This window comes from Shewanella sp. YLB-07, assembly GCF_009377275.1.
In genome coordinates this window covers 138,400-161,719 of record NZ_VOQB01000010.1, presented here as the reverse complement: position 1 = coordinate 161,719, position 23,320 = coordinate 138,400, and the positions used below count along the sequence as shown (strand labels likewise).

The 23,320-nt window shown below is 45.2% G+C and carries 22 protein-coding genes; all 22 read left to right on the top strand.

The window, feature by feature from the left end; genetic code table 11:
- Positions 1–127 precede the first annotated feature (127 nt).
- The 22 genes from FS373_RS20760 (at position 128) to FS373_RS20655 (ending at position 23,122) form a co-directional block, all read left to right on the top strand.
- Positions 128–967 carry a CheR family methyltransferase gene (locus FS373_RS20760; RefSeq protein WP_185977068.1) on the top strand — a complete coding sequence of 280 codons (840 nt, stop codon included), beginning with the start codon at positions 128–130 and terminating at the stop codon, positions 965–967.
- A gap of 322 nt (positions 968–1,289) precedes the next feature.
- Positions 1,290–1,688 carry a flagellar basal body rod protein FlgB gene (flgB, locus tag FS373_RS20755; protein WP_144045820.1) on the top strand — a complete coding sequence of 133 codons (399 nt, stop codon included), beginning with the start codon at positions 1,290–1,292 and terminating at the stop codon, positions 1,686–1,688.
- A 2-nt stretch (positions 1,689–1,690) separates the two neighbouring features.
- Positions 1,691–2,107, top strand: a complete 417-nt coding sequence (gene flgC / locus FS373_RS20750; protein WP_144045821.1) for a flagellar basal body rod protein FlgC — start codon at positions 1,691–1,693, stop codon at positions 2,105–2,107.
- A gap of 13 nt (positions 2,108–2,120) precedes the next feature.
- On the top strand, positions 2,121–2,936 hold the full coding sequence (flgD, locus tag FS373_RS20745; protein WP_144045822.1) for a flagellar hook assembly protein FlgD: 816 nt from the start codon (positions 2,121–2,123) through the stop codon (positions 2,934–2,936).
- Positions 2,937–3,146: 210 nt separating this feature from the next.
- On the top strand, positions 3,147–4,511 hold the full coding sequence (flgE, locus tag FS373_RS20740) for a flagellar hook protein FlgE (protein WP_152830502.1): 1,365 nt from the start codon (positions 3,147–3,149) through the stop codon (positions 4,509–4,511).
- 212 nt (positions 4,512–4,723) lie between these two features.
- Positions 4,724–6,085: a flagellar hook protein FlgE gene (flgE, locus tag FS373_RS20735; RefSeq protein ID WP_144045823.1), complete on the top strand. Its 1,362-nt coding sequence runs from the start codon at positions 4,724–4,726 to the stop codon at positions 6,083–6,085.
- A 184-nt stretch (positions 6,086–6,269) separates the two neighbouring features.
- Positions 6,270–7,013, top strand: a complete 744-nt coding sequence (gene flgF, locus FS373_RS20730; RefSeq protein WP_144045824.1) for a flagellar basal-body rod protein FlgF — start codon at positions 6,270–6,272, stop codon at positions 7,011–7,013.
- A gap of 10 nt (positions 7,014–7,023) precedes the next feature.
- On the top strand, positions 7,024–7,812 hold the full coding sequence (flgG, locus tag FS373_RS20725; RefSeq protein WP_144045825.1) for a flagellar basal-body rod protein FlgG: 789 nt from the start codon (positions 7,024–7,026) through the stop codon (positions 7,810–7,812).
- A 10-nt stretch (positions 7,813–7,822) separates the two neighbouring features.
- Entirely contained in the window at positions 7,823–8,509 is a 687-nt protein-coding gene (flgH, locus tag FS373_RS20720; RefSeq protein WP_144045826.1) for a flagellar basal body L-ring protein FlgH, read from the top strand.
- Between the two features lie 40 nt (positions 8,510–8,549).
- A complete protein-coding gene (locus tag FS373_RS20715; protein WP_144045827.1) occupies positions 8,550–9,641 on the top strand; it encodes a flagellar basal body P-ring protein FlgI in 1,092 nt (363 codons plus the stop codon).
- A 224-nt stretch (positions 9,642–9,865) separates the two neighbouring features.
- Positions 9,866–10,873 (top strand): flagellar assembly peptidoglycan hydrolase FlgJ, encoded by a 1,008-nt coding sequence (gene flgJ, locus FS373_RS20710; protein ID WP_144045828.1) that lies wholly within the window; start codon positions 9,866–9,868, stop codon positions 10,871–10,873.
- Between the two features lie 88 nt (positions 10,874–10,961).
- Positions 10,962–12,878 carry a flagellar hook-associated protein FlgK gene (gene flgK, locus FS373_RS20705; RefSeq protein WP_144045829.1) on the top strand — a complete coding sequence of 639 codons (1,917 nt, stop codon included), beginning with the start codon at positions 10,962–10,964 and terminating at the stop codon, positions 12,876–12,878.
- Positions 12,879–12,889: 11 nt separating this feature from the next.
- Positions 12,890–14,080, top strand: coding sequence for a flagellar hook-associated protein FlgL (gene flgL / locus FS373_RS20700; RefSeq protein WP_144045830.1), 1,191 nt, complete (start codon positions 12,890–12,892; stop codon positions 14,078–14,080).
- 80 nt (positions 14,081–14,160) lie between these two features.
- Positions 14,161–14,982 (top strand): flagellin, encoded by an 822-nt coding sequence (locus FS373_RS20695; RefSeq protein WP_144045831.1) that lies wholly within the window; start codon positions 14,161–14,163, stop codon positions 14,980–14,982.
- Between the two features lie 231 nt (positions 14,983–15,213).
- On the top strand, positions 15,214–16,032 hold the full coding sequence (locus tag FS373_RS20690; RefSeq protein ID WP_144045832.1) for a flagellin: 819 nt from the start codon (positions 15,214–15,216) through the stop codon (positions 16,030–16,032).
- 101 nt (positions 16,033–16,133) lie between these two features.
- Positions 16,134–16,523: a flagellar protein FlaG gene (locus FS373_RS20685; RefSeq protein WP_144045833.1), complete on the top strand. Its 390-nt coding sequence runs from the start codon at positions 16,134–16,136 to the stop codon at positions 16,521–16,523.
- Positions 16,524–16,580: 57 nt separating this feature from the next.
- On the top strand, positions 16,581–17,954 hold the full coding sequence (gene fliD, locus FS373_RS20680; protein WP_144045834.1) for a flagellar filament capping protein FliD: 1,374 nt from the start codon (positions 16,581–16,583) through the stop codon (positions 17,952–17,954).
- A 28-nt stretch (positions 17,955–17,982) separates the two neighbouring features.
- Positions 17,983–18,303, top strand: a complete 321-nt coding sequence (locus FS373_RS20675) for a hypothetical protein (RefSeq protein WP_227993091.1) — start codon at positions 17,983–17,985, stop codon at positions 18,301–18,303.
- 10 nt (positions 18,304–18,313) lie between these two features.
- On the top strand, positions 18,314–18,724 hold the full coding sequence (gene fliS, locus FS373_RS20670; protein WP_144045836.1) for a flagellar export chaperone FliS: 411 nt from the start codon (positions 18,314–18,316) through the stop codon (positions 18,722–18,724).
- 287 nt (positions 18,725–19,011) lie between these two features.
- Positions 19,012–20,445 carry a sigma-54 dependent transcriptional regulator gene (locus tag FS373_RS20665; RefSeq protein ID WP_144045837.1) on the top strand — a complete coding sequence of 478 codons (1,434 nt, stop codon included), beginning with the start codon at positions 19,012–19,014 and terminating at the stop codon, positions 20,443–20,445.
- A gap of 201 nt (positions 20,446–20,646) precedes the next feature.
- Complete coding sequence (locus FS373_RS20660; protein WP_144045838.1) at positions 20,647–21,768, top strand: sensor histidine kinase; 1,122 nt, start codon at positions 20,647–20,649, stop codon at positions 21,766–21,768.
- The gene (locus FS373_RS20655; protein ID WP_144045839.1) at positions 21,761–23,122 is read left to right on the top strand and encodes a sigma-54-dependent transcriptional regulator; all 1,362 of its coding nucleotides are present in this window, start codon (positions 21,761–21,763) and stop codon (positions 23,120–23,122) included. The genes FS373_RS20660 and FS373_RS20655 overlap by 8 nt, the downstream gene beginning before the upstream one ends.
- The last annotated feature ends 198 nt before the right edge of the window (positions 23,123–23,320 follow it).

The following is a 23,320-nucleotide window of genomic DNA, read 5'->3' as shown; positions in this document are numbered from 1 at the left end:
AGTAGAGCGCAGTAAGTTACATTAAGCTTGTTTCTTGTGGCTCTCTCGTGTATAAAACTGCGCTCGAATTGATCTCGTTATGCTGAGTTTAGTTAAGTCGTTATAGCTGTTTTTTTGATACTAGGATATCAAGGTGCCGAATAAATCACTCGCTGAAACCGAATATACACAATTTAGACTTTTTCTGGAGCAACACAGCGGTATAGTGCTGGGCGATAATAAGCAGTATCTTGTGCGTAGTAGGTTGGCGCCTTTGATGGGCAAGTATAATCTGCCGTCGCTTTCTGAAGTTGTTAGGCACTCGATGAAACCCACTGAGCGTCAACTCAGGGCTGCTGTGATCGATGCCATGACGACCAACGAAACCTTGTGGTTCAGAGACCGTTATCCTTTCGAGCTACTATCGAGTGTACTCTTACCTGAATACGCCAAACTGGGTCGGCCTCTTAAAATTTGGTCGGCTGCTTGTTCGTCGGGGCAAGAACCTTACTCATTAGCTATGACTATCTTAGAGTATCAACAGAAGAGGCCTGGTACTTTACCTGGCAGTGCATCAATCCTAGCCTCAGACTTGTCCCCCTCTATGCTAGAGAAGTGTAAAAATGGCGAATACGATAATTTAGCCTTAGGCCGTGGCTTGTCAGATCAGAGAAAGCGTCAGTTTTTTGATTCTACGAGTTCCGGGACTATGGTTATTAAAGATAACGTGAAGAGATTCATTAACTTCAGAGCTCATAATTTGCTTGAAAGTTATACCTTACTTGGTAAATTTGACATTATCTTCTGCCGTAACGTGCTGATTTACTTCGCGCCGGAGGCAAAGGCAAAAATATTGCGGCAATTTGCTGCCGCTTTGAACCCCAAAGGGATACTTTTTCTTGGCGCTTCCGAGTCCATCGCCGGCTTAACCGAAGAATTTGATATGGTCAGATGTAACCCTGGCATCTATTATCAGAAGAAAACTTAATAGCGGACTGGACTCAGTGCCGCTAGATGGGCTGACCAGTTCTGTTCGTCATCCATTCCTCTCTCATTAGTTTGCGGCAGCTCTACGAAGACGCCATCTATCTGGCTCGCAGGGCGTTCACAGGCTCATTTCGAGCAATATTCATATCAAATTCGAGCTATCCAACTTCAAATGGCCAGCTAAGTTTTAACTTGTCAGTTTTCGGGCGTCCTTGTCGCTAGTTTGTGAGCGTCAAGCTGCCAAGTACCCATGCTGGGTACTCCTCCTTTTTTATGGCACAACTATTGCTTTATCTATGACATCGAGTTCAGGAGGCAATTTTATGGCGATTAATTTTGATAATGCATTGGGTGTGCATCAATACACACTAGGGATCAGAGCCCAGCGTGCTGAAGTTATCGCGTCTAATATTGCCAATGCCGATACTCCCCATTATAAAGCTCGTGATGTCAATTTTGATAAGGCATTACAAGCCGCAACGAGTAGGCAAGGTGGCTTGGCTATGAGCCGTAGCGATAGTCGACACTTTGATCTCGCAGCGTTATCACAACAAAATTATGGATATAGAGTGCCAAATCAGCCTGATACCGGTGATGGCAATACGGTTGATATGCAAAAAGAGCAGTCAGAATTTATGCAGAATGCACTCGAATATCAGATGTCACTCGGCTTTCTCGATGGTAAGTTTTCTGGTCTGAAGAAAGCATTAAGAGGAGATTAATCATGAGTCTATTTAATATCTTTAATGTTGCAGGCTCTGGGATGTCGGCTCAATCAATAAGATTGAATACTACAGCCAGTAATATTGCTAATGCTGATTCTGTTTCAAGTAGTGTCGATAAGACCTACCGTGCTCGTCACCCCATTTTTGAAGCCGAAATGGCCAAAGCCAGCCATCAACAGCAATCATCACCTTCAGTAGTAGTGAAGGGCATCGTAGAAAGTGATGCGCCCTTGTTAAAAGAGTATTCCCCAAATCATCCAATGGCTGATGGGGATGGTTTCATCTACAAACCTAACGTCAATGTGATGGAGGAGATGGCTAACATGATTTCGGCATCCAGATCATACCAAATGAATGTTCAGGTGGCAGAAGCGGCAAAGTCTATGCTTCAGCAAACCCTAAGAATTGGCAAATAATAGGAGGTAAAAAGTGAGCCTCATTAACCCACTTAATAATGCTCAACCCCTCGGTGGACAGTCACAAACGTCGACTCAGTCAGTTGCGCCGTCGAAACAAGCTACATCCGGTACTGTGCAGTCGGCCGCAACTCAGTCTACTGATCAGACATCAACGGGAAATCCGTTTCTTGATGCAATTCGTCTACCTGATGAGAAATCAATACCAGAGGCAAATAATCAAGAGCTGACCCAAGAGGATTTTTTCTCTCTCTTGAGTCAACAGTTGTCGATGCAAGATCCATTTAAACCTGTCGATAACGACCAGATGATTGCGCAAATGGCGGCATTTTCTACCGTAGATGGCATTAGTAATCTCAATGATGAGATTGTCAATCTTAATGCCGTAATGACCTCTAGTCAGGCACTGCAAGCTTCAGGACTGGTGGGACAGAAAGTACTGATCCCATCGGATACCGGTCATCTCTCGGAGGAAGACCCAGTGCTGAAGGGGGTCGTGAGTACGCCAGAGGCTATCGATACCATAGTAGTCCGTATCGAAGATGAGAAAGGGCAACTGGTCACTACTTTTGAAATTGATGGTAGTCAAGGCGGTAATGTTGATGTGTCCTGGGATGGATTGGATAAGAATGGCGAGGCGATGCCAAGCGGCACTTATTCGATTAAAGCCAGCGGTAGAGTCGATGGTCAGAGTGAAGAACTTGCAGTCTCTACCTATGCTCATGTTACTAGTGTCTCACTAGGTACAGCGTCTACGGGGTCAATCTTGAACTTACGTGGTATCGGTGGCATTAAACTCGGTGACGTCTTGGCGGTTTCTGAGGTGTGATATTGCTTTCTTGGCGTGCAGTAATGAATTGAATGTCAGTGGTTGGTGCTATTGGCTGAAATAAAGAATTTGAATTGAATGTCGATGGTTAATTCCATCAGCTGAAAAAATGGATTTTAACTGGGTGAATATGTTCTTGCCTGCAGTTATGAATTGAATGTCAGTGGTTGGTGCTATTGGCTGAAATAATGAATTGAATCGAGGTGAATTATGTCGTTTAACATTGCATTGAGTGGCATCGCAGCTGCGCAGAAAGATCTAAATACCACGGCAAATAATATTGCCAACGTTAATAGCATAGGTTTTAAAGAATCCCGTGCTGAGTTCGCCGATGTGTACGCAAATTCCATCTTTGCTAACGGTAAAACGGCGGTCGGTGGGGGGGTAACCACTAGTCAGGTCGCTCAGCAGTTTCATCAAGGTAGCTTACAGTTTACTAATAATGCCCTGGATTTGGCGATCAATGGTGGCGGATTCTTTGTGACTTCGTCAGAGCTCGAAGCTCAAGATCACTCTTTCACCCGAGCGGGCGCATTTAAAGTCAATTCCGCAGACTACCTGGTTGACTCACAAGGCAATTTTCTGCAGACATTTCCTGTCGATAAGGATGGAAACTCGACATCAGTTAGTTTAACCACGACTAAGCCCGTTAGGATCCCTGATACGGCGGGTAGTCCCAAGAAGACGGAAAATATCGGTATTCAGATGAACTTAAATGCCGCTGATTCTACGTTAGATCCCGCCTCGTTTGATCCTAACGATCGTGATACCTATAACAACTCCACCGCTGTGACCATGTATGACTCCTTGGGCGAGCCACATATCTTGACGACCTATTTCGTGCGTCCACCGAATGCGGCTTATACCGGTGAGAGCAACTGGGTTGCCTTCTATGCCGTGGATGGCCAACAAGTTGACCTGGCAGGCGCAGCAGGAACATATAATCAAGATACCACAGGCGATGGTGTGGCAAATGTTATAGGTACAGCTGCTGTTACAGCTGGCGGCTGGAAAGGTGCGGTGATCAAGTTCAACGATACCGGTGCTCATACCACTACCAGTCCAGATCCTATTACCACTGTGCAATTAGGAGTCGGTGGTGCCGGTGTGCTGGGCCCTGGTACCGATGGCACGCAAACTCTGACGATAGATTTTAATAATCCGACTCAATATGCCTCGACGTTCGAGGTGACAGAATTAAACCAGGATGGCACCACTGTGGGTCGTCTAACCAATGTTGAAGTCGGCGCCGATGGTTTGATTAATGCCAGTTACAGTAATGGCACAACAGTCGCTCTGGCTCGGGTGGCATTGGCGCGTTTTGCCAATGAGCAAGGCCTGACTCAAGTGGGGAACACTTCCTGGAAGGCTAGCCAAAGTTCGGGCCTGGCACTGGCTGGTGAGGCAAATAGCGGTACTTTTGGCAGCATTCGTTCGTCTGCGTTAGAACAGTCGAATGTAGATTTAACCACAGAGCTGGTGGATCTAATTTCTGCTCAACGAAATTTCCAGGCGAACTCGAGAACACTGGAAGTCAATAATACTCTGCAACAGACCATATTGCAGATCCGATAATCAGCTTCTTATTTTCCTATATGCACAAAGGTATTGCCGCTCGGCAATACCTTTGTGCAATGTGGCTACCAGTAATCTGGTTAAATCAGGAAAGACATTAACGTAAAAATTTGAATACCGATGGGAGATACTCTCATTGCCTGTTGTTATGAATTGAATTTTGGTGGTATTTAACATTCCACCTGCTGTAATCGATTGAATATAGGTAAATCATGTCATTTAATATCGCGTTGAGTGGAATTGCTGCTGCTCAAAAAGATCTAAACACCACTGCGAACAACATAGCTAACGTTAACAGTATAGGCTTTAAAGAGTCTCGTGCTGAGTTTGCCGATGTGTACGCAAATTCCATTTTCTCTAATAGTAAGACTGCCGTTGGAGGAGGAGTTACAACCAGCCAAGTTGCTCAGCAATTTCACCAAGGGAGCATGCAGTTTACTAATAATGCTTTGGATATGGCCATTAATGGCGGTGGTTTCTTTGTCACTTCTTCGGATCTTAATGGCAAGGAGCAATCCTTTACTCGTGCAGGTGCGTTTAAAGTGGATTCGAGTAACTATTTAGTTGATTCACAAGGAAACTATTTGCAAACTTTTCCTGTGGATAAGGATGGCAACTCGACATCTGTCAGCCTTACTACGACTAAGCCAGTAACGATTCCTGATACCGCAGGCAGCCCGCAGAAGACAGAGAACATTGGCATACAGATGAACTTAAATGCCGCTGACTCTACATTAGATCCCGCCTCGTTCGATCCCAACGATCGAGATACCTATAATAATTCGACTGCTGTGACCATGTATGACTCCTTGGGTGAGCCGCATATCATGACGACCTATTTCGTGCGTCCACCGAATGCGGCTTATACCGGTGAGAGTAACTGGGTCGCTTTCTATGCGGTGGATGGTAAACAAGTTGATCTGGCAGGCGCAGCTGGCACCTATCAAACGGATACCAATGGAGATGGTGCCCCAAATGGAACCGGTACCGCTGTGACTGCCGGCGGCTGGAAAGGTGCGGTGATCAAGTTTAATGATATAGGGGCTCATACGACTACCGACCCAGCCACTATTACCACTGTGCAGTTAGGAGTCGGTGGTGCTGGTGTGCTGGGTCCTGGTACCGATGGCACGCAAACTCTGACGATAGATTTCAATAATCCGACTCAATATGCCTCGACATTCGAGGTGACCGAATTAAATCAGGATGGCACTACCGTGGGTCGTCTAACCAATGTTGAAGTCGGCGCCGATGGTTTGATCAACGCCAGTTACAGTAATGGCACAACAGTCGCTTTGGCTCGGGTGGCATTGGCGCGTTTTGCCAATGAGCAAGGCTTGACTCAAGTGGGGAACACTTCCTGGAAGGCTAGCCAAAATTCGGGCCAGGCACTCGCAGGTGAAGCCAATAGTGGTACCTTCGGCAGCATTCGTTCATCTGCGTTAGAGCAGTCGAATGTAGATTTGACCACAGAGCTGGTGGATCTCATCTCTGCTCAACGTAACTTCCAGGCGAACTCGAGAACACTGGAAGTCAATAATACTCTGCAACAGACCATATTACAGATCCGATAATGTGCTCGGTATTGTGTCATTGATACAAAAAGGCATTGCCGCCCGGCAATGCCTTTCCGCCTTATAGCCTATCTTTTTGACGCCTCTTTACTCCAGCGCCAATTATTTGTGTTTATTCTGGCATGATGTTTGCTTCTGTTTTCTTACTCAGAAGTATTAAACAAATGATTGACGGAGGAACCCAGTGGATAAATTACTCTATGTCGCCATGAGTGGCGCAAAACAGAATATGAATTCGCTGGCTGTACGCGCAAATAACTTAGCCAATGCCAATACCGATGGTTTCAAAGCGGATATGGAGCAAGCTCGTTCGATGCAAGCATTCGGTGAAGGGTTGCCGACACGCGTATTTGCCATGACAGAGAGCCCATCGGCTGATTTTACTGCGGGTCCTATCAAGACTACTGGAAGAGATCTCGATATTGCCGTCAAAGGTGATGGTTGGATTGCGGTGCAGAGCGCCGATGGCGGAGAGGCATACACTCGCTCCGGCAGTTTAAGTTTTGACACTACCGGTCTACTGCGTAACGACCGCGGAAATCCCATCATGGGTGATGCTGGTCCTATCGTGTTACCTCTGCCTATCGAGAAGATAGAAATTGCTCAAGATGGCATTATCTCAGTCAGACCCTTAGGTTCTACGGCGGAAGTCATCGAAGAAGTCGGTCGCATCAAGTTAGTTAATCCTGGTAATCAGAATTTGATGCGCGGGGAAGACGGTCTGTTCAGATTGATATCTGGCGACAATGCCCCTGCGGATCCTTTTATTACATTAGAGAGTGGGGCAGTGGAAGGCAGTAATGTTAACGCCGTCTCTGAGATGGTGGCTCTGATTGATATACAACGTCAATTTGAGATGCAGGTCAAGATGATGAAAACAGCAGAAGAGATGGACCAAGCCTCCTCTTCATTAATGCGTATTAGCTAGGAGTAATATTATGCATCCCGCGTTATGGATTAGTAAGACAGGCTTAGATGCTCAGCAAACCGATATTGCAGTGATCTCTAACAACGTGGCCAACGCGAGTACGATTGGCTATAAGAAGAGTCGTGCGGTGTTTGAAGATCTCCTTTATCAAACCGTTAACCAAGCTGGCGGCATCAGCGCGTCAAATACCAAGTTACCCAACGGTTTAAATATCGGTGCTGGTACTAAGGTTGTCGCGACTCAAAAGGTATTCACCCAAGGCAACATGCTGACAACTGATAACTCCCTGGATTTGATGGTTGAAGGCCCAGGATTTTTCGAGATACAACTTCCCGATGGCACCGCGGCTTATACCCGCAATGGCCAATTTACGCTAGATGATACCGGGCAAATTGTCACTCCTGGTTCGGGTTATGTAGTTCAGCCAGCAATAACTATCCCGGATAATGCGACAAGTATAACCGTGTCTGCCGAAGGCGAAGTATCAGTTAAAACGCCTGGAACGATAGAAAACCAAGTGGTGGGCCAACTGAGCATGTCTGATTTTATCAATCCGAGCGGGTTAGACCCCATGGGACAGAATTTATACCTGGAGACCGGTGCCAGTGGCACACCCATTCAGGGGACGGCTTCACTCGATGGAATGGGGGCTATTCGACAAGGTGCACTGGAAACGTCGAACGTTAACGTGACGGAAGAGCTGGTTAATCTTATCGAAAGCCAACGTATCTATGAGATGAACTCGAAAGTTATTTCGGCTGTCGATCAGATGCTGTCTTATGTTAATCAGAATCTGTAGAGGCAAGGTTATGACCAAGCAAGGCTCATTATTAGCGTTATTACTTGGTTTCTTGTTGAGCGCTTGTAGTTCAACGAGCGGTCAGAAACCGATCCCAGACGATCCCTATTACGCTCCCGTATATCCTGAAGCGCCACCGACTAAAATCGCCGCTACAGGCTCCATGTATCAGGATAGTCAGGCATCTAGTCTATATTCTGATATTAAGGCACTTAAAGTCGGCGACATCATCACAGTTATTTTGATGGAGGAGACGCAAGCGACAAAAAGTGCCAGCAATGAGATCAAGAAGGGGACGGATTTAACACTCGATCCCATCTATGCCGGTGGCGGTAATATCACCATAGGCGGACAACCCTTGGATCTGAGATACAAGGACAGCATGAATACCAAGCGTGAATCCGATGCCGATCAGAGTAATAGTTTGAGTGGCAGCATTTCGGCCAATGTGATGCAGGTTCTCAACAATGGTAACTTAGTTATTCGCGGAGAAAAGTGGATAAGTATCAACAATGGTGATGAATTTGTGCGCATAACCGGAGTGGTGCGCTCACAAGATATACGTCCTGATAACACTATTGATTCACCAAGAGTAGCCAATGCACGTATTCAATACAGTGGTACAGGTACTTTTGCGGATGTGCAGAAGGTTGGTTGGCTCAGTTCATTCTTTATGGGGAGTTGGTGGCCTTTCTAAGGCTGCTATTGAACCTAGTCGTGATTAAGGAATTAACGCTATGAAATATAAATTTATCACTCTTTTATTGCTGATTTTTGTGGCTGCTCCAAGCCAGGCACAACGGATAAAAGACATTGCAAACGTTCAAGGTGTGCGCCATAACCAACTCATAGGCTATGGTATGGTTGTCGGCCTGCCTGGCACGGGTGAGAAGACGCGTTATACCGAGCAGACGTTTAAGACTATGCTGAAAAACTTTGGCATCAATTTGCCCGATAATTTTCGGCCCAAGATTAAGAATATCGCCGTTGTCGCGGTTCATGCGGATATGCCGCCCTTTATCAAACCCGGACAAACTATGGATGTCACTGTGTCGAGTCTGGGCGAAGCCAAGAGTCTGCGCGGCGGAACCTTAATCCAGACCTTCCTCAAGGGGGTCGATGGTCATGTCTATGCCATTGCACAGGGGAGTATGGTGGTCAGTGGTTTCAGCGCAGAAGGTCTAGATGGCTCAAAAGTCATTCAAAATACGCCTACCGTTGGCCGAATTCCTAACGGCGCCATTGTCGAGCGTACTGTTGCTACGCCTTTTTCAACTGGCGACTACCTCACATTTAACCTACGTCGCGCCGATTTCTCGACGGCTAAACGATTAGCCGATGCCATCAATGAGTTGCTGGGTCCAGGAATGGCGAGACCCTTAGATGCGGCTTCAATACAGGTGAGTGCGCCAAGAGATGTGTCTCAGCGAGTGTCGTTTTTGGCAACATTAGAGAATATTCAGGTTGAACCGGCAGCAGAATCTGCCAAGATCATCGTTAACTCACGTACCGGGACCATAGTGGTGGGCGAAAATGTGCGTCTGCTACCTGCGGCCGTGACTCATGGTGGCTTAACTGTCACGATTGCCGAAGCGACTCAGGTATCACAGCCAAATGCCTTGGCAGGTGGTCAAACCGTTGTGACTACAGACAGCACCATAGATGTCAATGAGTCAGACAGACGTATGTTTATGTTTAACCCTGGCACGACACTGGATGAATTGGTTAGGGCCGTTAACTTAGTGGGCGCAGCCCCCTCGGATGTGCTCGCTATTCTGGAAGCCTTGAAGGTGGCTGGAGCACTGCAGGGTGAACTCATCATCATCTAGTTATATGGCTAGATCTTGTTAGTCTTAACTTCCTTTAAAGATGTTCAGTTAGGGCCTGGTTCCAGGCCCTAACACTTTCTGTTCATTAGTGTATTACTCTTCAATACTTCCCCAAAAAAACCGATGTTTATTGGATTAAAACTCAGCATGCTGATGATCTGGCATGTGCTTTGCTTTATAAAAACAATACCGTCTGTTTATTGTCGGCACAACCGGGAACTCTTATGGAAAAGCTGTCAAATTCATCACACTTTTTGGACATTGGAGGTCTTGACTCGTTAAGAGCCAAGGCCCTGAAAGATGATAAGGCCGCTTTAAAGGAGGTGGCACAGCAATTCGAAGGGATCTTCGTGCAGATGCTGATGAAAAGCATGCGCTCTGCCAATGCTGTGTTCGAATCCGATAGCCCGATGAACAGCGAATACACTAAATTCTATGAGCAGATGCATGATCAGCAGATGTCGGTCAACTTATCAGAAAAGGGCATGTTAGGGCTCGCGGATATGATGATGCAACAACTGTCTCCCGAAACTAGCAATGTCACACCTGCATCTGTGCTTAGAGGCGATATGCATTCGGGTTTATCTCAAGCATCTTTCAAATCTCATGTGATGAACCGGGCAATAATGCCTGATGAAGCCATAAAAGCCGAGGACAGGGCAGATGCTAAGCCCATGAATCCCTTAGACAGTATTTTGACAGGCAAGAGTTTGCCATCTGAAGTAAGAAAGGCGGAAACGACCTTCACCGATAGAGATGATTTTGTCGCTAAGCTCTACCCCCATGCAGAAAAAGCGGCGCTAGCTTTAGGCACTAAACCCGAAGTCTTGATAGCACAGTCGGCTCTGGAAACGGGTTGGGGTCAGAAAATGATAAAAGGGGCTCGAGGCGAATCTAGCAACAACCTTTTTAACATCAAAGCGGATAAACGTTGGCAGGGTGATAAGGCCTTAGTCAGTACGCTCGAGTTCGAACAAGGTATTGCGGTACAGCAAAAAGCCGATTTTCGTGTCTACGAAGACATAAAGCAAAGTTTTGATGACTTTGTCAGCTTTATTTCTGATGGACCTAGGTACCAAGAAGCGATGAAGAAAGCCGCCAATCCCAACGAATTTATCAAAGCATTACAAGATGCTGGCTATGCAACTGATCCTCACTATGCCGATAAAGTGATCAAGGTGATGGAATCAATTAAGCCGGATATTAGGCTGCCATCTTTGGGAGCAAGGTAATGATTTTTATTTGTAACAGATATGAGTTTTCCTTTGCGCAGCAGAGTATGCAGCAAGGTGAACGGCAATTAGATAGGAGTCGAGTGTAATGTCTATGGACCTTTTAAATATTGCCCGCACCGGTGTCTTGGCTTCTCAGGCGCAGCTTGCTGTGACCAGTAACAATATCGCTAACGCTAATACCCAGGGATACCACAGGCAAGTTGCCGAACAGTCCAGTCTGGAATCCCAGCGTATGGGGGATAACTTTTATGGTGCTGGGACCTATATTTCTGATGTAAAACGCATCTATAACGAATATGCCGCTCGTGAGTTGAGGATTGGTCAAACCGGTGTCAGTGAAGCTCAGACCACTCAGATTAAGATGAGTGAACTCGATCAGCTGTTTTCACAAATTGGCAAATCCATACCACAGAGTCTGAATGACTTGTTTGCTGGTTTAAATAGTCTAGCCGATCTGCCTGCTGATATGGGCATTCGTGGCACTGTGTTAGGTTCGGCAGGCCAACTGGCGAATAACCTGAATCAGATGCAAAAGCACCTCGATGGCCAGATGAAGCAGACCAATGATCAAATCGCCGGCATCACCGACCGAATCAATGAGATTAGTAAAGAGCTGGGTCAACTAAATCAAGAGTTGATGAAGTCCCAGGGTGAAGATGCTCAGCTGTTAGATAGGCAAGATGCGCTCATTCAGGAGCTTAGCCAGTACGCACAAGTCAATGTCATCCCACTCGATACTGGTGCTAAAAGCATCATGTTAGGTGGCTCTGTGATGTTGGTTTCCGGTGAAGTATCCATGTCCCTAGGAACTATAGCTGGAGATCCACATCCGGGTGAGTTGAGAGTCGCCGCTAATGTTGGCAGTCAGAGTCAGGTCATAGATCCAATTAAGATGGGCGGTCAGCTAGGTGCGCTATTTGAATTTCGTGATGAAACGCTTATTCCGGCAGAACTTGAATTAGGTCAACTCAGCTTAGGGGTTGCAGATGCATTCAATCAGGCCAATGGCCAAGGTTTCGACCTAGATGGTGAGATGGGCCAGAACATATTTAAAGATATTAACGATCCTGCAATGGCGATTGGGCGAGTCGGTGAATTCGGTTCAAATGCAGGTTCGGCTAACCTAAGAGTCAATATTGATGATGTCGGTCTCTTGTCCGGCAGTAGTTTCGAGTTGAAGTATACCGCTCCGGCAACCTATGAGTTGAAAGATACAGTAACAGGCGCTGTCACCCCGTTAACCTTAAATGGCACTCAGCTCGATGGTGCCAATGGTTTCACCGTACACATAGATTCTGGCACTTTAGCCGATGGCGATAAATTCGAGATAAGACCCAGTTCCGGTGCCGCAGCTGGTATCGGGGTGATGATGACCGATGGTAAGGGGATTGCTGCCGCTGCACCTAAGATCACTGCAGATGCAGCGAACTCAGGTAACACTCAAGTAGAGATGGTGAGCATAGATGATCGCACCAATGCCAACTTCCCCATCACTGGCTCTGAGCTGACCTTCGAGATCAATACCACGACTAGCATGTTTGAAGTCTTTGATGCCAACGGCACATCCCTTGGTGCACCAGCAGCTTATACACCACCTTCAATTAGTGCACATGGTTTTACCTTCGATGTGGCCACAACGGTTGGTGCGACAGATAGATTTACTTTCGATCTCTCATTTGCACCTGGTGATAACACCAATGCTGTCGCCATGGCGAAATTGAGTGAAGCCAAGTTGATGAACAGTGGCGGTTCAACCCTAACGGATGTTTATGAGGGGACAAAACTGTCGGTTGGTGGCAAGGCTAAAGCGGCCGTGATTAGCTTAGGAACGGCGCAGTCTGTTTATCAACAGGCTTATACCCGGGTACAGAGCGAATCCGGGGTGAATTTAGATGAAGAGGCGGCAAATTTACTGCGCTTTCAACAGGCTTATCAGGCGTCGGCGCGGATAATGACAACGGCCAATGAAATCTTCGACACATTATTCAATGCAGTTAGATAGGAAAAGTTGATATGAGAATTTCTACGGCTCAGCTTTTTAGTCAGAACATTAATAGTATTCTGAATAAACAATCAGCGACCAGCCAAATCATAGACCAATTATCTAGTGGTAAAAGAGTCAATACAGCAGGAGATGATCCTGTTGCAGCAATTGCTATAGATAACCTATCTCAGCAAAATGCTTTGGTCGATCAATATATGAAGAATATTGATTATGCAAATAACCGCTTATCATTGACGGAAAGTAAACTTGGCATGGCCGAGACGCTGGCTAGCTCAACACGAGAGCAAGTCTTGCGTGCAGTTAATGGCACACTTTCCGATACTGATCGGCAAACTGTTGCCGATCAGTTACGTGGCACCTTAGAAGAACTGCTGGCGATTGCCAATAGTAAAGATGAATCTGGCAATTATCTCTTTTCAGGTTTTGAAACCAACGTGCAACCTTTCACGTTCGATGTTTCAGGCAATATCGTCTACAGCGGCGATAACGGTGTTAGAAGCTCCATAGTGGCCTCGGGAGTGACAATTGGCACCAATGTCCCAGGTGATAGTGCATTTATGAATGCTCCAAGTGGATTAGGAGATTTTAGCGCCAATTATTTGTCATCCCAAGTAGGTGATTTCAATGTTGAAAGTGCCAAAATATCGAATCCTGCAACATATGTCGCCGATACCTATACATTCACCATGGCGGGAGCAAATCTTGAAGTGAGAGATTCAAGCTCTACGTTAGTGACAACGGTCGCAGGCTTTGATCCATCAACACCGGTCCAGTTTAATGGCATTGAAGTAAAGCTCGATGGAATGCCTGCCGCGGGGGATAGCTTTTCTATCACGCCGCAATCCTCTGTCAGTATTTTCGATACTATTAATCAAGCTATTTCGTTGATCGAAGACCCGAATAAAGTCAATACGCCTCAAGGTAAAGCAGAGCTGGCACAAATATTGAATAATATTGATGGTGGCGTCAATCAAATTAGTACTGAACGTGGTGTTTCTGGTACAGCCCTTAAAAGCTTGGAAAGTTACAGCACTAACCACGTAGATGAAAAGATAGTTAATAGTTCGGCGCTTTCTCTGTTGGAAGATCTGGATTATGCAAGTGCAATAACAGAATTAGAAAAGCAGCAAGTTGCGTTACAAGCAGCTTCTAGTGTGTTCAGTAAAGTAGGGTCAGTGTCATTGTTTGATTATATCTAGTCCCTAATTGATAAAGTTTAATAAATTAATTTAGCCAAGCTCGATGTCTTGGCAGTATAACCAAGAAGAGGAAGTCTATTATGGCTATTACAGTTAATACTAACGTGACGTCGATGAAGGCGCAGAAAAACTTAAACATCTCTAGTGGAAATCTTGCAACCTCGATGGAACGTTTATCGAGTGGCTTGAGAATTAATAGCGCTAAGGATGATGCGGCGGGTTTAGCTATTTCTAACCGATTGAACTCACAGGTGCGCGGCTTAGAAGTGGGCATGCGTAACGCTAATGATGCCATCTCAATTGCACAGATTTCAGAAGGAGCAATGCAAGAGCAGACCAATATGCTACAGCGAATGCGTGATCTATCGATTCAAGCCGAGAATGGTGCAAACAGTAGTGCAGATCTTCAAGCCATTCAAGATGAAATAAATGAGTTAGCAACTGAAGTCACAGCTATCGGTAATAGTACGGCTTTTGGTAATACAAAGTTACTCGCCGGTGATTTTTCTGCTGGAAAACTCTTCCAAGTTGGTCATCAAAATGGAGAAGATGTGACTATCTCTGTTGGTACTTTAAATGCGGCCGTATTGTCAGTTAATGCATTGACTGTTCTAACTTCCGCAGGTCGTAACTCTGCTCTTGGGAAGATCGACTCTGCCATTAATTCAATTGATACCCAACGTGCGAAGCTTGGTGCGGTTCAAAATCGTCTGTCTCACAATATTAGTAATAGTGCTAACACACAAGCCAACGTTGCTGATGCTAAGAGTCGGATTGTGGACGTGGATTTTGCCAAAGAGACTGCAGTGATGACCAAGAACCAAGTATTGCAGCAAACAGGATCGACTATGCTTGCTCAGGCTAATCAATTGCCGCAAATCGCATTGTCCTTGTTAGGGTAATCGGTGTTTTCTAATAGTGGCTATGCATTTTATTATAGTCACTATGGAACATCATCTAGATGCTGTTAATTCAAGCCACTGAAAATAATGACTTTGTTTTCCATTAAAAAAAGTAAAAAAAATTACTAAAGTAAAAAATTCCTCTGCCGTTAAATATACTGTAACCAATTAGCTCCGCCTGGCTTAAGCAGACAGGCAAGTTTTCAAGCCAGGTATAAAGAGGAATCGATTATGGCTATTACAGTAAATACAAACGTCACATCACTTAAAGCTCAGAAAAACCTGAATGCCTCTAGTGGTAATCTAGCAACGTCAATGGAACGCTTATCTAGTGGTTTACGCATTAACAGTGCAAAGGATGATGCGGCAGGTCTTGCTATTTCGAATCGTTTGAACTCTCAGGTTCGTGGTTTAGAAGTCGGTATGCGTAACGCAAATGATGCTATCTCCATCGCGCAGATTTCAGAAGGTGCGATGCAAGAGCAGACAAATATGCTACAACGTATGCGTGATCTATCAATTCAATCCGAGAACGGTGCAAACAGTTCTGCTGATCTGACTGCCATTCAAGCTGAGATTACTGAGCTTGCAACTGAAATAACTTCAATTGGTGATACGACGGCGTTTGGTAACACCAAGCTGATGACTGGTGATTTCTCTGCCGGTAAAACCTTCCAAGTGGGTCACCAAGATGGCGAGGATGTTACCATCAAAGTGAAGGATACAGATGCAGCCTCACTTTCAGTTAACGCGATTGTTGTTACAACTTCAGCAGGTCGTGCTTCAGCCCTTGCTAAAATTGATGCGGCGATTAAAACAATTGATACCCAACGTGGAGAGCTAGGTGCTATACAGAATCGTCTTGCGCATAACATCAGTAACAGTGCCAACACTCAAGCCAACGTTGCCGATGCAAAGAGCCGTATTGTGGATGTCGATTTTGCTAAAGAAACCTCAACTATGACTAAGAACCAGGTATTACAACAGACTGGTTCTGCGATGTTAGCCCAAGCTAACCAGCTACCTCAAATAGCACTATCATTACTATAAAGAGTAATGCAGTAGGGTTATAGTTAATAGTAGAAAGGGAGGTTCGGCGACGGATCTCCCTTTAATGGTTTAGGGATAAACTAAGTCAGTTAGGAGGGGTTATGGATATCAATTTTACAAGCTCATCCAATGCGGCAGCAACTAAGATTGAAATAGGTACAGGAACTGCTAAAGCGGGTGTCGTAGAAGGTGCAGACCTTGAGCCGAACACTATAATTAAGGCTGTGGAGGAAGTAGAAAGAAGTGCTTCCGAAGAGCCAGAATTGGATGAGGAAGAGTTACAGAATTTGGTTGAAGACTTGTCCAGTATGATGTCAGTCATGCGTAAAGGGTTGGCATTTAAAATTGACGAAGATTCAGGCACAAGTGTTGTTAGCGTCATGGACATAGAGTCGGGTGATTTGATTCGGCAAATCCCGAACGAAGAAGCGTTAAAACTGGCGCGAAAGTTGACTGAGGTGACGGGTGTTCTTATGAAGACTGAAGCCTGATAGTTCTATCAAAGATTATTTAGCAGTAACAGAATATTTGTTTAGTAAGAGGTTATTATGGCATTAACGGCAACGGGAATAGGCTCCGGGCTTGATATCAACAAAATTGTCGGTGTTCTTGTTGATGCTGAAAAGATCCCAAAAGAAGCAGCGTTTGATAAAACCGAGAAATCTATCGATGCAAAAGTATCGGCTATCGGAACATTGAAAAGCTCTTTATCGACATTTCAGGATGCACTGGAAAAGCTCAAAGATGGTGGGAGTTTAAACCAGAGAACCGTTTCTACCGGTGAGAGTAGCTATCTTACGGCCACAGCTGATAAAACATCCCAGACTGGTAGTTATAATGTAAAGGTTGAGCAGTTAGCTCAGCAACATAAAGTTGCTGGCATCAATGTTGCGGATCCTAGCCTTCCCGTTGGTGAAGGGAGCCTAGATCTGACGGTTAATGGTAATAGTTTTTCCGTGACTGTAGGTGCGACCGATTCACTCGAAGATATCGCTAAAAATATCAATAGTGCAACCGATAACGTCGGTGTTACCGCGACGATTATTACCAGTGATGCGGGTAGCAGGCTGGTATTAAGTTCCGATACGGAAGGCACTGATAGCCAAATAGGCGTGGTGGCCAATGATACTGTGGGTTCGGGACTCAATGATATGTTTGGTGGGGCCAACCTTACCGAGCTTCAAGTGGCAAAAAACTCGATAATCCATGTCGATGGCCAGGAATTGACGTCTCAGACCAATGAAGTTAAAGGTGCGATTACCGGGGTAACGCTCAATCTGACAGATGCAGACTTGAATAAAACAACCCTTGTTAAAATTGACCTCGATAAGGATGCAGTTAAAGACAACGTGCAAGGTTTCGTCGATGCATATAACAGCTTAATAAGTACTATTGATAAGCTGTCGGCTTATGATGTAGAGAAAAAAGAGGCCGCTGCTTTGCAAGGGGACTCCATGATCCGCTCAATTGAATCTCAATTGAGGAGTATGATCAGCTCAAGGGTAACTGTCGGTAGTGAAACTGTGGCACTCTATGATATCGGTATCGAAGCCGATCGTTATGGAAAGCTATCGGTCAATAGTGACAAGCTCGATATCGCGATTGAAGAAAATATGAGCGGTATCGAGGGACTGTTTTCGACAGAAGATACAGGTCTTGCCAACCGTTTAGACACCTTGGTTGAAAGTTATGTCAAACCGACGACAGGTTTGATTGACAGCAGAAATAACACTTATACCAATGACAAACAACGCCTGGATGATCAGCGTGAAGCCTTTACCCTGAAAATGGAGCAATTAAATGCTAGATTGATGAAACAATTTAATGCCATGGATTTAGTTGTGGGTAAATTGAATCAGCAGTCTTCCGGTATTATAAATGGTCTGAACTCGCTACCAGGTGTAGTGAGGAGTTCTCAATAGCAATAAATTTGTAGGTACCTAATTGCAAATGTTAATAGAGCTAGATGAAATAAATAAAAACTTGACCAATTGCTTAGCATCTTTGGAGAAAACTCCTGCGGAGGACAAGAGTGCCGATGAGTTGGTTCAAAAGTTGCATGAATGCGTTGAGCGGCGTCAATTTATTCTCGATAAGGTCTTACAGTCATTAAATGCTGAAGATAAGCAGATGTTAGAAAAGCAATTGCAATTAACTCAGAAATTTGAGCAGCAAGCGCAAATTATCTTGCGACATAGGCAAGAACTATTGCATCTGGGAAGTAAAACTAAACGCCAAATTAATGTTTACAAGTCAATTGGTGCTAAATAGGTAGGTTACTATGAGAAAGTCATTACAGTCATATCGTAAGGTCTCACTCGAAAGTGAAATTTCGGTTGCGTCACCCCATAGAGTTATTCAGATGATGTTTGAAGGTGCCTTACAGAGACTTGCACAAAGTCGCTATGCTATCGAAAATAATGATTTGCAGAATAAAGGTGTGTACATAGGAAAAGCGATTGGTATTGTCAATGGACTTAACAACAGCTTAAATATGGATGAAGGTGGAGATATCTCTTCAAATTTAAGTGACCTCTATGATTTTATGTTGCGTCGTATTTCCGAAGCGAATATTAATAGCGATGTGCAAGCTATAGATGATGTTTGTGAGATTCTAAGAACGATAAAAGAGGGCTGGGACGCTATTCCAGTTGAACAACATCATATTGTCTCTCATAATGAGGCTGTTTAATTCCATTTTTATTCGGGGCGTGCAGCCCCAAATAATTGGCCGGAGTCAATTATTTGACAAATCATGATGGTTTCGTTGGATTTTTCAGCTAGAATCAAATAAGTTCAATGAATATCTATCCAGTTAAGCATTAAATGCGTCAGAGACTTGCTAATAGCTTGCTGATAATACACTATTCCTCATGGTAGTGATTTTGTTCAAATTTGTAATGGAAACACTACATCGCTTTTAAGCAACAAACACTAATAATTAATGCGAATAATAACGAGCGCTTTACGGCTTTTTTAATGATGCAAACAGATCAACGAATTCTACTTGTCGGTAACCAGTCTGAGCGAATTAATCGCTTATCATGTGTATTTGAGTTTTTGGGTGAGCAAGTTGAGTTAGTCGCAATCGATAAACTTGAACTGCGACTACGAAGTACTCGATACCGGGCCCTGGTTATTGCTGTTGACTCACAGTCTAAAGAGTTATTTCAATCTCTTGCCGGGAAACTACCTTGGCAGCCAATTTTATTGCTAGGTGAGCAGGACGGCGTCAGCGCCTCTAATATACTTGGCTATATTGAAGAACCACTGAATTATCCCCAATTAACTGAATTACTGCATTTCTGTCAGGTCTTTGGCCAGGCCAGACGTCCAGAAACTCCCACCAGTGTAAATCAGACTAAGTTATTTAGAAGTATGGTGGGTCGAAGTCAAGGGATAGCACAAGTCAGGCATTTGATTGGCCAGGTTGCTCCTTCTGACGCTACTGTGTTGGTTCTGGGTGAGTCGGGTACAGGTAAAGAGGTTGTCGCAAGAAATATTCATTATATTTCCGATAGGCGCGATGGCCCCTTTATTCCGGTTAACTGTGGCGCCATTCCTGCCGAGTTGTTAGAGAGTGAATTATTCGGCCATGAGAAGGGCTCATTTACTGGTGCTATCAGTGCCAGAAAGGGTCGCTTTGAACTCGCTGAAAAGGGAACGCTTTTCTTAGATGAAATTGGCGATATGCCATTGCAGATGCAGGTTAAACTACTTCGTGTACTCCAAGAGCGAGTGTTTGATCGTGTCGGAGGCAGTAAGCCTATCAAGGCCGATGTGCGTGTCGTAGCTGCCACTCACAGAGACTTAGAACTGATGATCTCCGAAGGGAGCTTCAGGGAAGATCTCTACTACCGACTCAATGTATTCCCCATAGAAATGCCTGCCCTATGTGAAAGAAAAGATGATATTCCCTTACTTTTACAAGAGCTGGTGAGCCGAGTTTACAATGAAGGACGTGGCAAGGTTAGATTTACCCAGCGGGCTATCGAGTCTCTGAAAGAGCACAGATGGTCCGGGAATGTCAGAGAGCTTTCCAACTTAGTCGAGCGACTCACCATCCTTTATCCTGGCGGTCTGGTCGATGTTAACGATTTACCCCATAAATATCGTCATATTGATGTGCCAGAATACTGTGTAGAGATCAGTGAGGAGGAGCAAGAACGTGATGCCTTGGCTGCTATCTTTAGTGATGAAGAGTCGATAGAGATCCCCGAAACTCGCTTTCCAAGTGAACTTCCTCCGGAAGGGGTTAACTTGAAAGATCTTCTTGCCGAGCTTGAGATCGATATGATCAGACAAGCGCTCGAACAACAAGATAATGTTGTTGCCCGCGCTGCAGAAATGCTAGGGATCAGGCGTACAACCTTAGTCGAGAAGATGCGTAAATACGGCATGGGTAAGGATTAAATAGAAGTTCCTAGGCCCCTAGGAACTAGCGCCAACCCTCTTGTTTTTTCAAATAGCCAGCTTTGCTGGCGTCTATTAGCAGCTTAATAAGTATCGTCTTAGCTATTATCCTTAAGTGAGCCTGCGAACTCGCCTCCTTTTTATCATTTGGCCCACTTCGTGCATCACCCCCGTTAGCAGCAATTTTTTGACGGAGTCGATATGTCCGTAAGTCCTCAATTACAACTTAATCGTTTGAACCAAGATTCGCCTAAATGGTTGGATACAGCGCCAGCTGCCAATATGTCGAATCGTATGGAGCATATTCTGCAGGCTATGCCATCGGGGATCATCATCATCAATGGAGATGGACTCGTCACCGATGCAAATCCGGTTGCTGTAGAGCTGTTAGGTTTACCCTTAGAAGGACTTAAATGGCTGCAGATCATCAATCGTGCATTCTCTCCTCAAGATGATGATGGTCACGAAGTCTCGCTTAAGAATGGCCGCCGGGTAAAGTTGGCCATTACTCCGTTAACCCCAGAGCCTGGTCAGCTGATAGTGCTCACCGATCTCACCGAAACTCGCTTGTTGCAGAAGAACCTATCACACCTACAGCGTTTGTCGGCATTGGGGAAAATGGTCGCAACATTGGCACATCAAGTGAGGACTCCGTTAACCGCTGCACTACTCTACGCTTCTAATCTGGCCAGTACGAAAATATCGGCGCAATCGAGAGCTCGCTTTCAGACTAAACTGGTCGACAGACTCAATGAGCTAGAGCATCAGGTCAATGACATGTTGTTGATGGCTAAGGGAAGAGGGCAAGATCAAGGAGAGGCTCACAAGGTTGTAACGATTTTAGATAATGTGATGGCCAATTGTGAGCCCATTGCTGAGCAACACTTGTGTAAATTAGTCCGAGTCGATAATTGTGTGAGTGAGTTTCTGGCTAATTCCGGTGCGTTAAGTTCTGCGATTAATAATTTGGTGATCAATAGCATAGAGGCAGGGGCGACACTTGTCGAGCTAAGGGGCTGTGAAACAGAGAGTCAGATTCAGATCCATGTCACTGATAACGGCAAAGGTTTAGATAAAGAGATGCAACAGAAAGTACTCGAGCCTTTCTTCACTACCAAGCCCCAAGGCACAGGCCTTGGCCTTGCGGTTGTTCAATCTGTAGTGGCCAATCATGGTGGTAAAATTCAATTGCGCTGTGAAAAGGGCAAAGGTTGTAAGGCATCTTTACATTTTCCTAAATTGAAAAGCTCGATGGTGCAGCCTGGCTCATCGGTTTCAGTGAGTCATTCAGTATCCGCAGTGGAGGGGGTAAAACATGTCTGAAGGTAAATTATTGCTGGTTGAAGACGATCATTCACTCAGGGAAGCACTGGTAGACACCTTGTTGCTGGCGCAATATGAATGTGTCGATGTCTGTTCGGCCGAAGATGCGATCATAAAACTTAAGGCTGAATCTTTCGACCTCGTCATCAGTGACGTACAGATGCAGGGTATAGGCGGCATAGGTTTGCTTAACTACCTTCAGCAGAATCAAGCTCAGCTTCCTGTATTATTGATGACAGCTTATGCAACCATAGATAATGCGGTCAACGCCATAAAGCTCGGTGCGGTAGATTACTTAGCTAAACCCTTCGCCCCCGAGGTGCTGTTGAACCAGGTTTCTCGGTATCTGAAACCTAAGATAGTTCAGAATATGCCAATTGTCGCCGATGAAAAGAGCCTTGCCTTGCTAAATCTTGCCAAAAAGGTGGCTTCATCGGATGCTTCGGTGATGATAATGGGGCCGAGCGGTTCGGGTAAAGAGGTACTGGCCCGATATATTCACCAACATAGCAGTCGTGATAATGGCCCTTTTATTGCGATAAACTGTGCCGCCATACCCGAAAATATGCTGGAAGCCACGTTATTTGGCTATGAGAAAGGAGCCTTTACTGGTGCATATCAAGCGTGCCCAGGTAAGTTTGAACAGGCACAGGGAGGCACTTTATTACTCGATGAAATTACCGAAATGGATTTAAGCCTCCAGGCTAAATTGTTGCGGGTATTGCAGGAAAGGGAAGTTGAACGGCTCGGAGGGCGTAAAAGCATAAAATTAGATATCAGGGTCCTCGCAACCTCCAATCGTGATCTAAAAGCGGTTGTTGCGTCAGGGGAGTTTCGCGAAGATCTCTATTATCGAATTAATGTCTTTCCACTTACTTGGCCGTCATTGAGTCAGAGGCCGGCAGATATTTTGCCTTTGGCCCGTCATCTCTTGGCTCGCCATGGTGCTAAATCTGGACTATCGGAGATACCCAGTCTGGATGAAGCAGCTTGTAGACGATTGCTGACCCATAGATGGCCTGGCAATGTCCGGGAGCTTGATAATGTCATTCAACGCGCTTTGATCTTGATGACGGGGGAACTGATTGTGGGATCAGACATTATTCTCGATACTCAGGAAGTTCTCATTAGCCAAGAACCTGTAGAGCAGCAATTATACTCAGCGAATAAACCTGTAGAGCTGGATGCGTTAGGTGATGAGCTTAAGGCACAGGAGCATGTGATCATTCTTGAGACGCTGAATATGTGTCAAGGCAGTAGGAAATTGGTCGCCGAAAAGCTGGGTATCAGTGCCAGAACCCTCAGATATAAGATGGCAAAAATGAGAGACATGGGCATAGAGATACCTGCGTAGAAAAACCCGCATAGAAAAGTTCCTAGCTCCGAGAGCACAGGTTCTAGGAACTTCCCCACCTTAATTCTGTTTAACTGTTATGGCTTATTACTCGATATCGTGTTGACGGGCCGACTCCTCTATCCTTCTTAACAACACTTGGCAAACATTTTGCATATTCTTATCTAACAGTTAAGTTCGTCAACTATTCGTCGCTTG

Excerpts from the sequence above, each read along its gene's own strand:
- FS373_RS20660 (WP_144045838.1), top strand. The coding sequence starts at position 20,647 with ATGTCCGTAAGTCCTCAATTACAACTTAATCGTTTGAACCAAGATTCG.
- FS373_RS20655 (WP_144045839.1), top strand. The coding sequence starts at position 21,761 with ATGTCTGAAGGTAAATTATTGCTGGTTGAAGACGATCATTCACTCAGG.
- flgE (WP_144045823.1), top strand. The coding sequence starts at position 4,724 with ATGTCATTTAATATCGCGTTGAGTGGAATTGCTGCTGCTCAAAAAGAT.
- flgH (WP_144045826.1), top strand. The coding sequence starts at position 7,823 with ATGACCAAGCAAGGCTCATTATTAGCGTTATTACTTGGTTTCTTGTTG.
- FS373_RS20685 (WP_144045833.1), top strand. The coding sequence starts at position 16,134 with ATGGATATCAATTTTACAAGCTCATCCAATGCGGCAGCAACTAAGATT.
- flgE (WP_152830502.1), top strand. The coding sequence starts at position 3,147 with ATGTCGTTTAACATTGCATTGAGTGGCATCGCAGCTGCGCAGAAAGAT.
- flgL (WP_144045830.1), top strand. The coding sequence starts at position 12,890 with ATGAGAATTTCTACGGCTCAGCTTTTTAGTCAGAACATTAATAGTATT.
- flgJ (WP_144045828.1), top strand. The coding sequence starts at position 9,866 with ATGGAAAAGCTGTCAAATTCATCACACTTTTTGGACATTGGAGGTCTT.
- flgK (WP_144045829.1), top strand. The coding sequence starts at position 10,962 with ATGTCTATGGACCTTTTAAATATTGCCCGCACCGGTGTCTTGGCTTCT.
- FS373_RS20675 (WP_227993091.1), top strand. The coding sequence starts at position 17,983 with ATGTTAATAGAGCTAGATGAAATAAATAAAAACTTGACCAATTGCTTA.
- FS373_RS20690 (WP_144045832.1), top strand. The coding sequence starts at position 15,214 with ATGGCTATTACAGTAAATACAAACGTCACATCACTTAAAGCTCAGAAA.
- flgC (WP_144045821.1), top strand. The coding sequence starts at position 1,691 with ATGAGTCTATTTAATATCTTTAATGTTGCAGGCTCTGGGATGTCGGCT.
- fliS (WP_144045836.1), top strand. The coding sequence starts at position 18,314 with ATGAGAAAGTCATTACAGTCATATCGTAAGGTCTCACTCGAAAGTGAA.
- flgB (WP_144045820.1), top strand. The coding sequence starts at position 1,290 with ATGGCGATTAATTTTGATAATGCATTGGGTGTGCATCAATACACACTA.
- FS373_RS20695 (WP_144045831.1), top strand. The coding sequence starts at position 14,161 with ATGGCTATTACAGTTAATACTAACGTGACGTCGATGAAGGCGCAGAAA.
- FS373_RS20715 (WP_144045827.1), top strand. The coding sequence starts at position 8,550 with ATGAAATATAAATTTATCACTCTTTTATTGCTGATTTTTGTGGCTGCT.
- flgG (WP_144045825.1), top strand. The coding sequence starts at position 7,024 with ATGCATCCCGCGTTATGGATTAGTAAGACAGGCTTAGATGCTCAGCAA.
- FS373_RS20665 (WP_144045837.1), top strand. The coding sequence starts at position 19,012 with ATGATGCAAACAGATCAACGAATTCTACTTGTCGGTAACCAGTCTGAG.
- fliD (WP_144045834.1), top strand. The coding sequence starts at position 16,581 with ATGGCATTAACGGCAACGGGAATAGGCTCCGGGCTTGATATCAACAAA.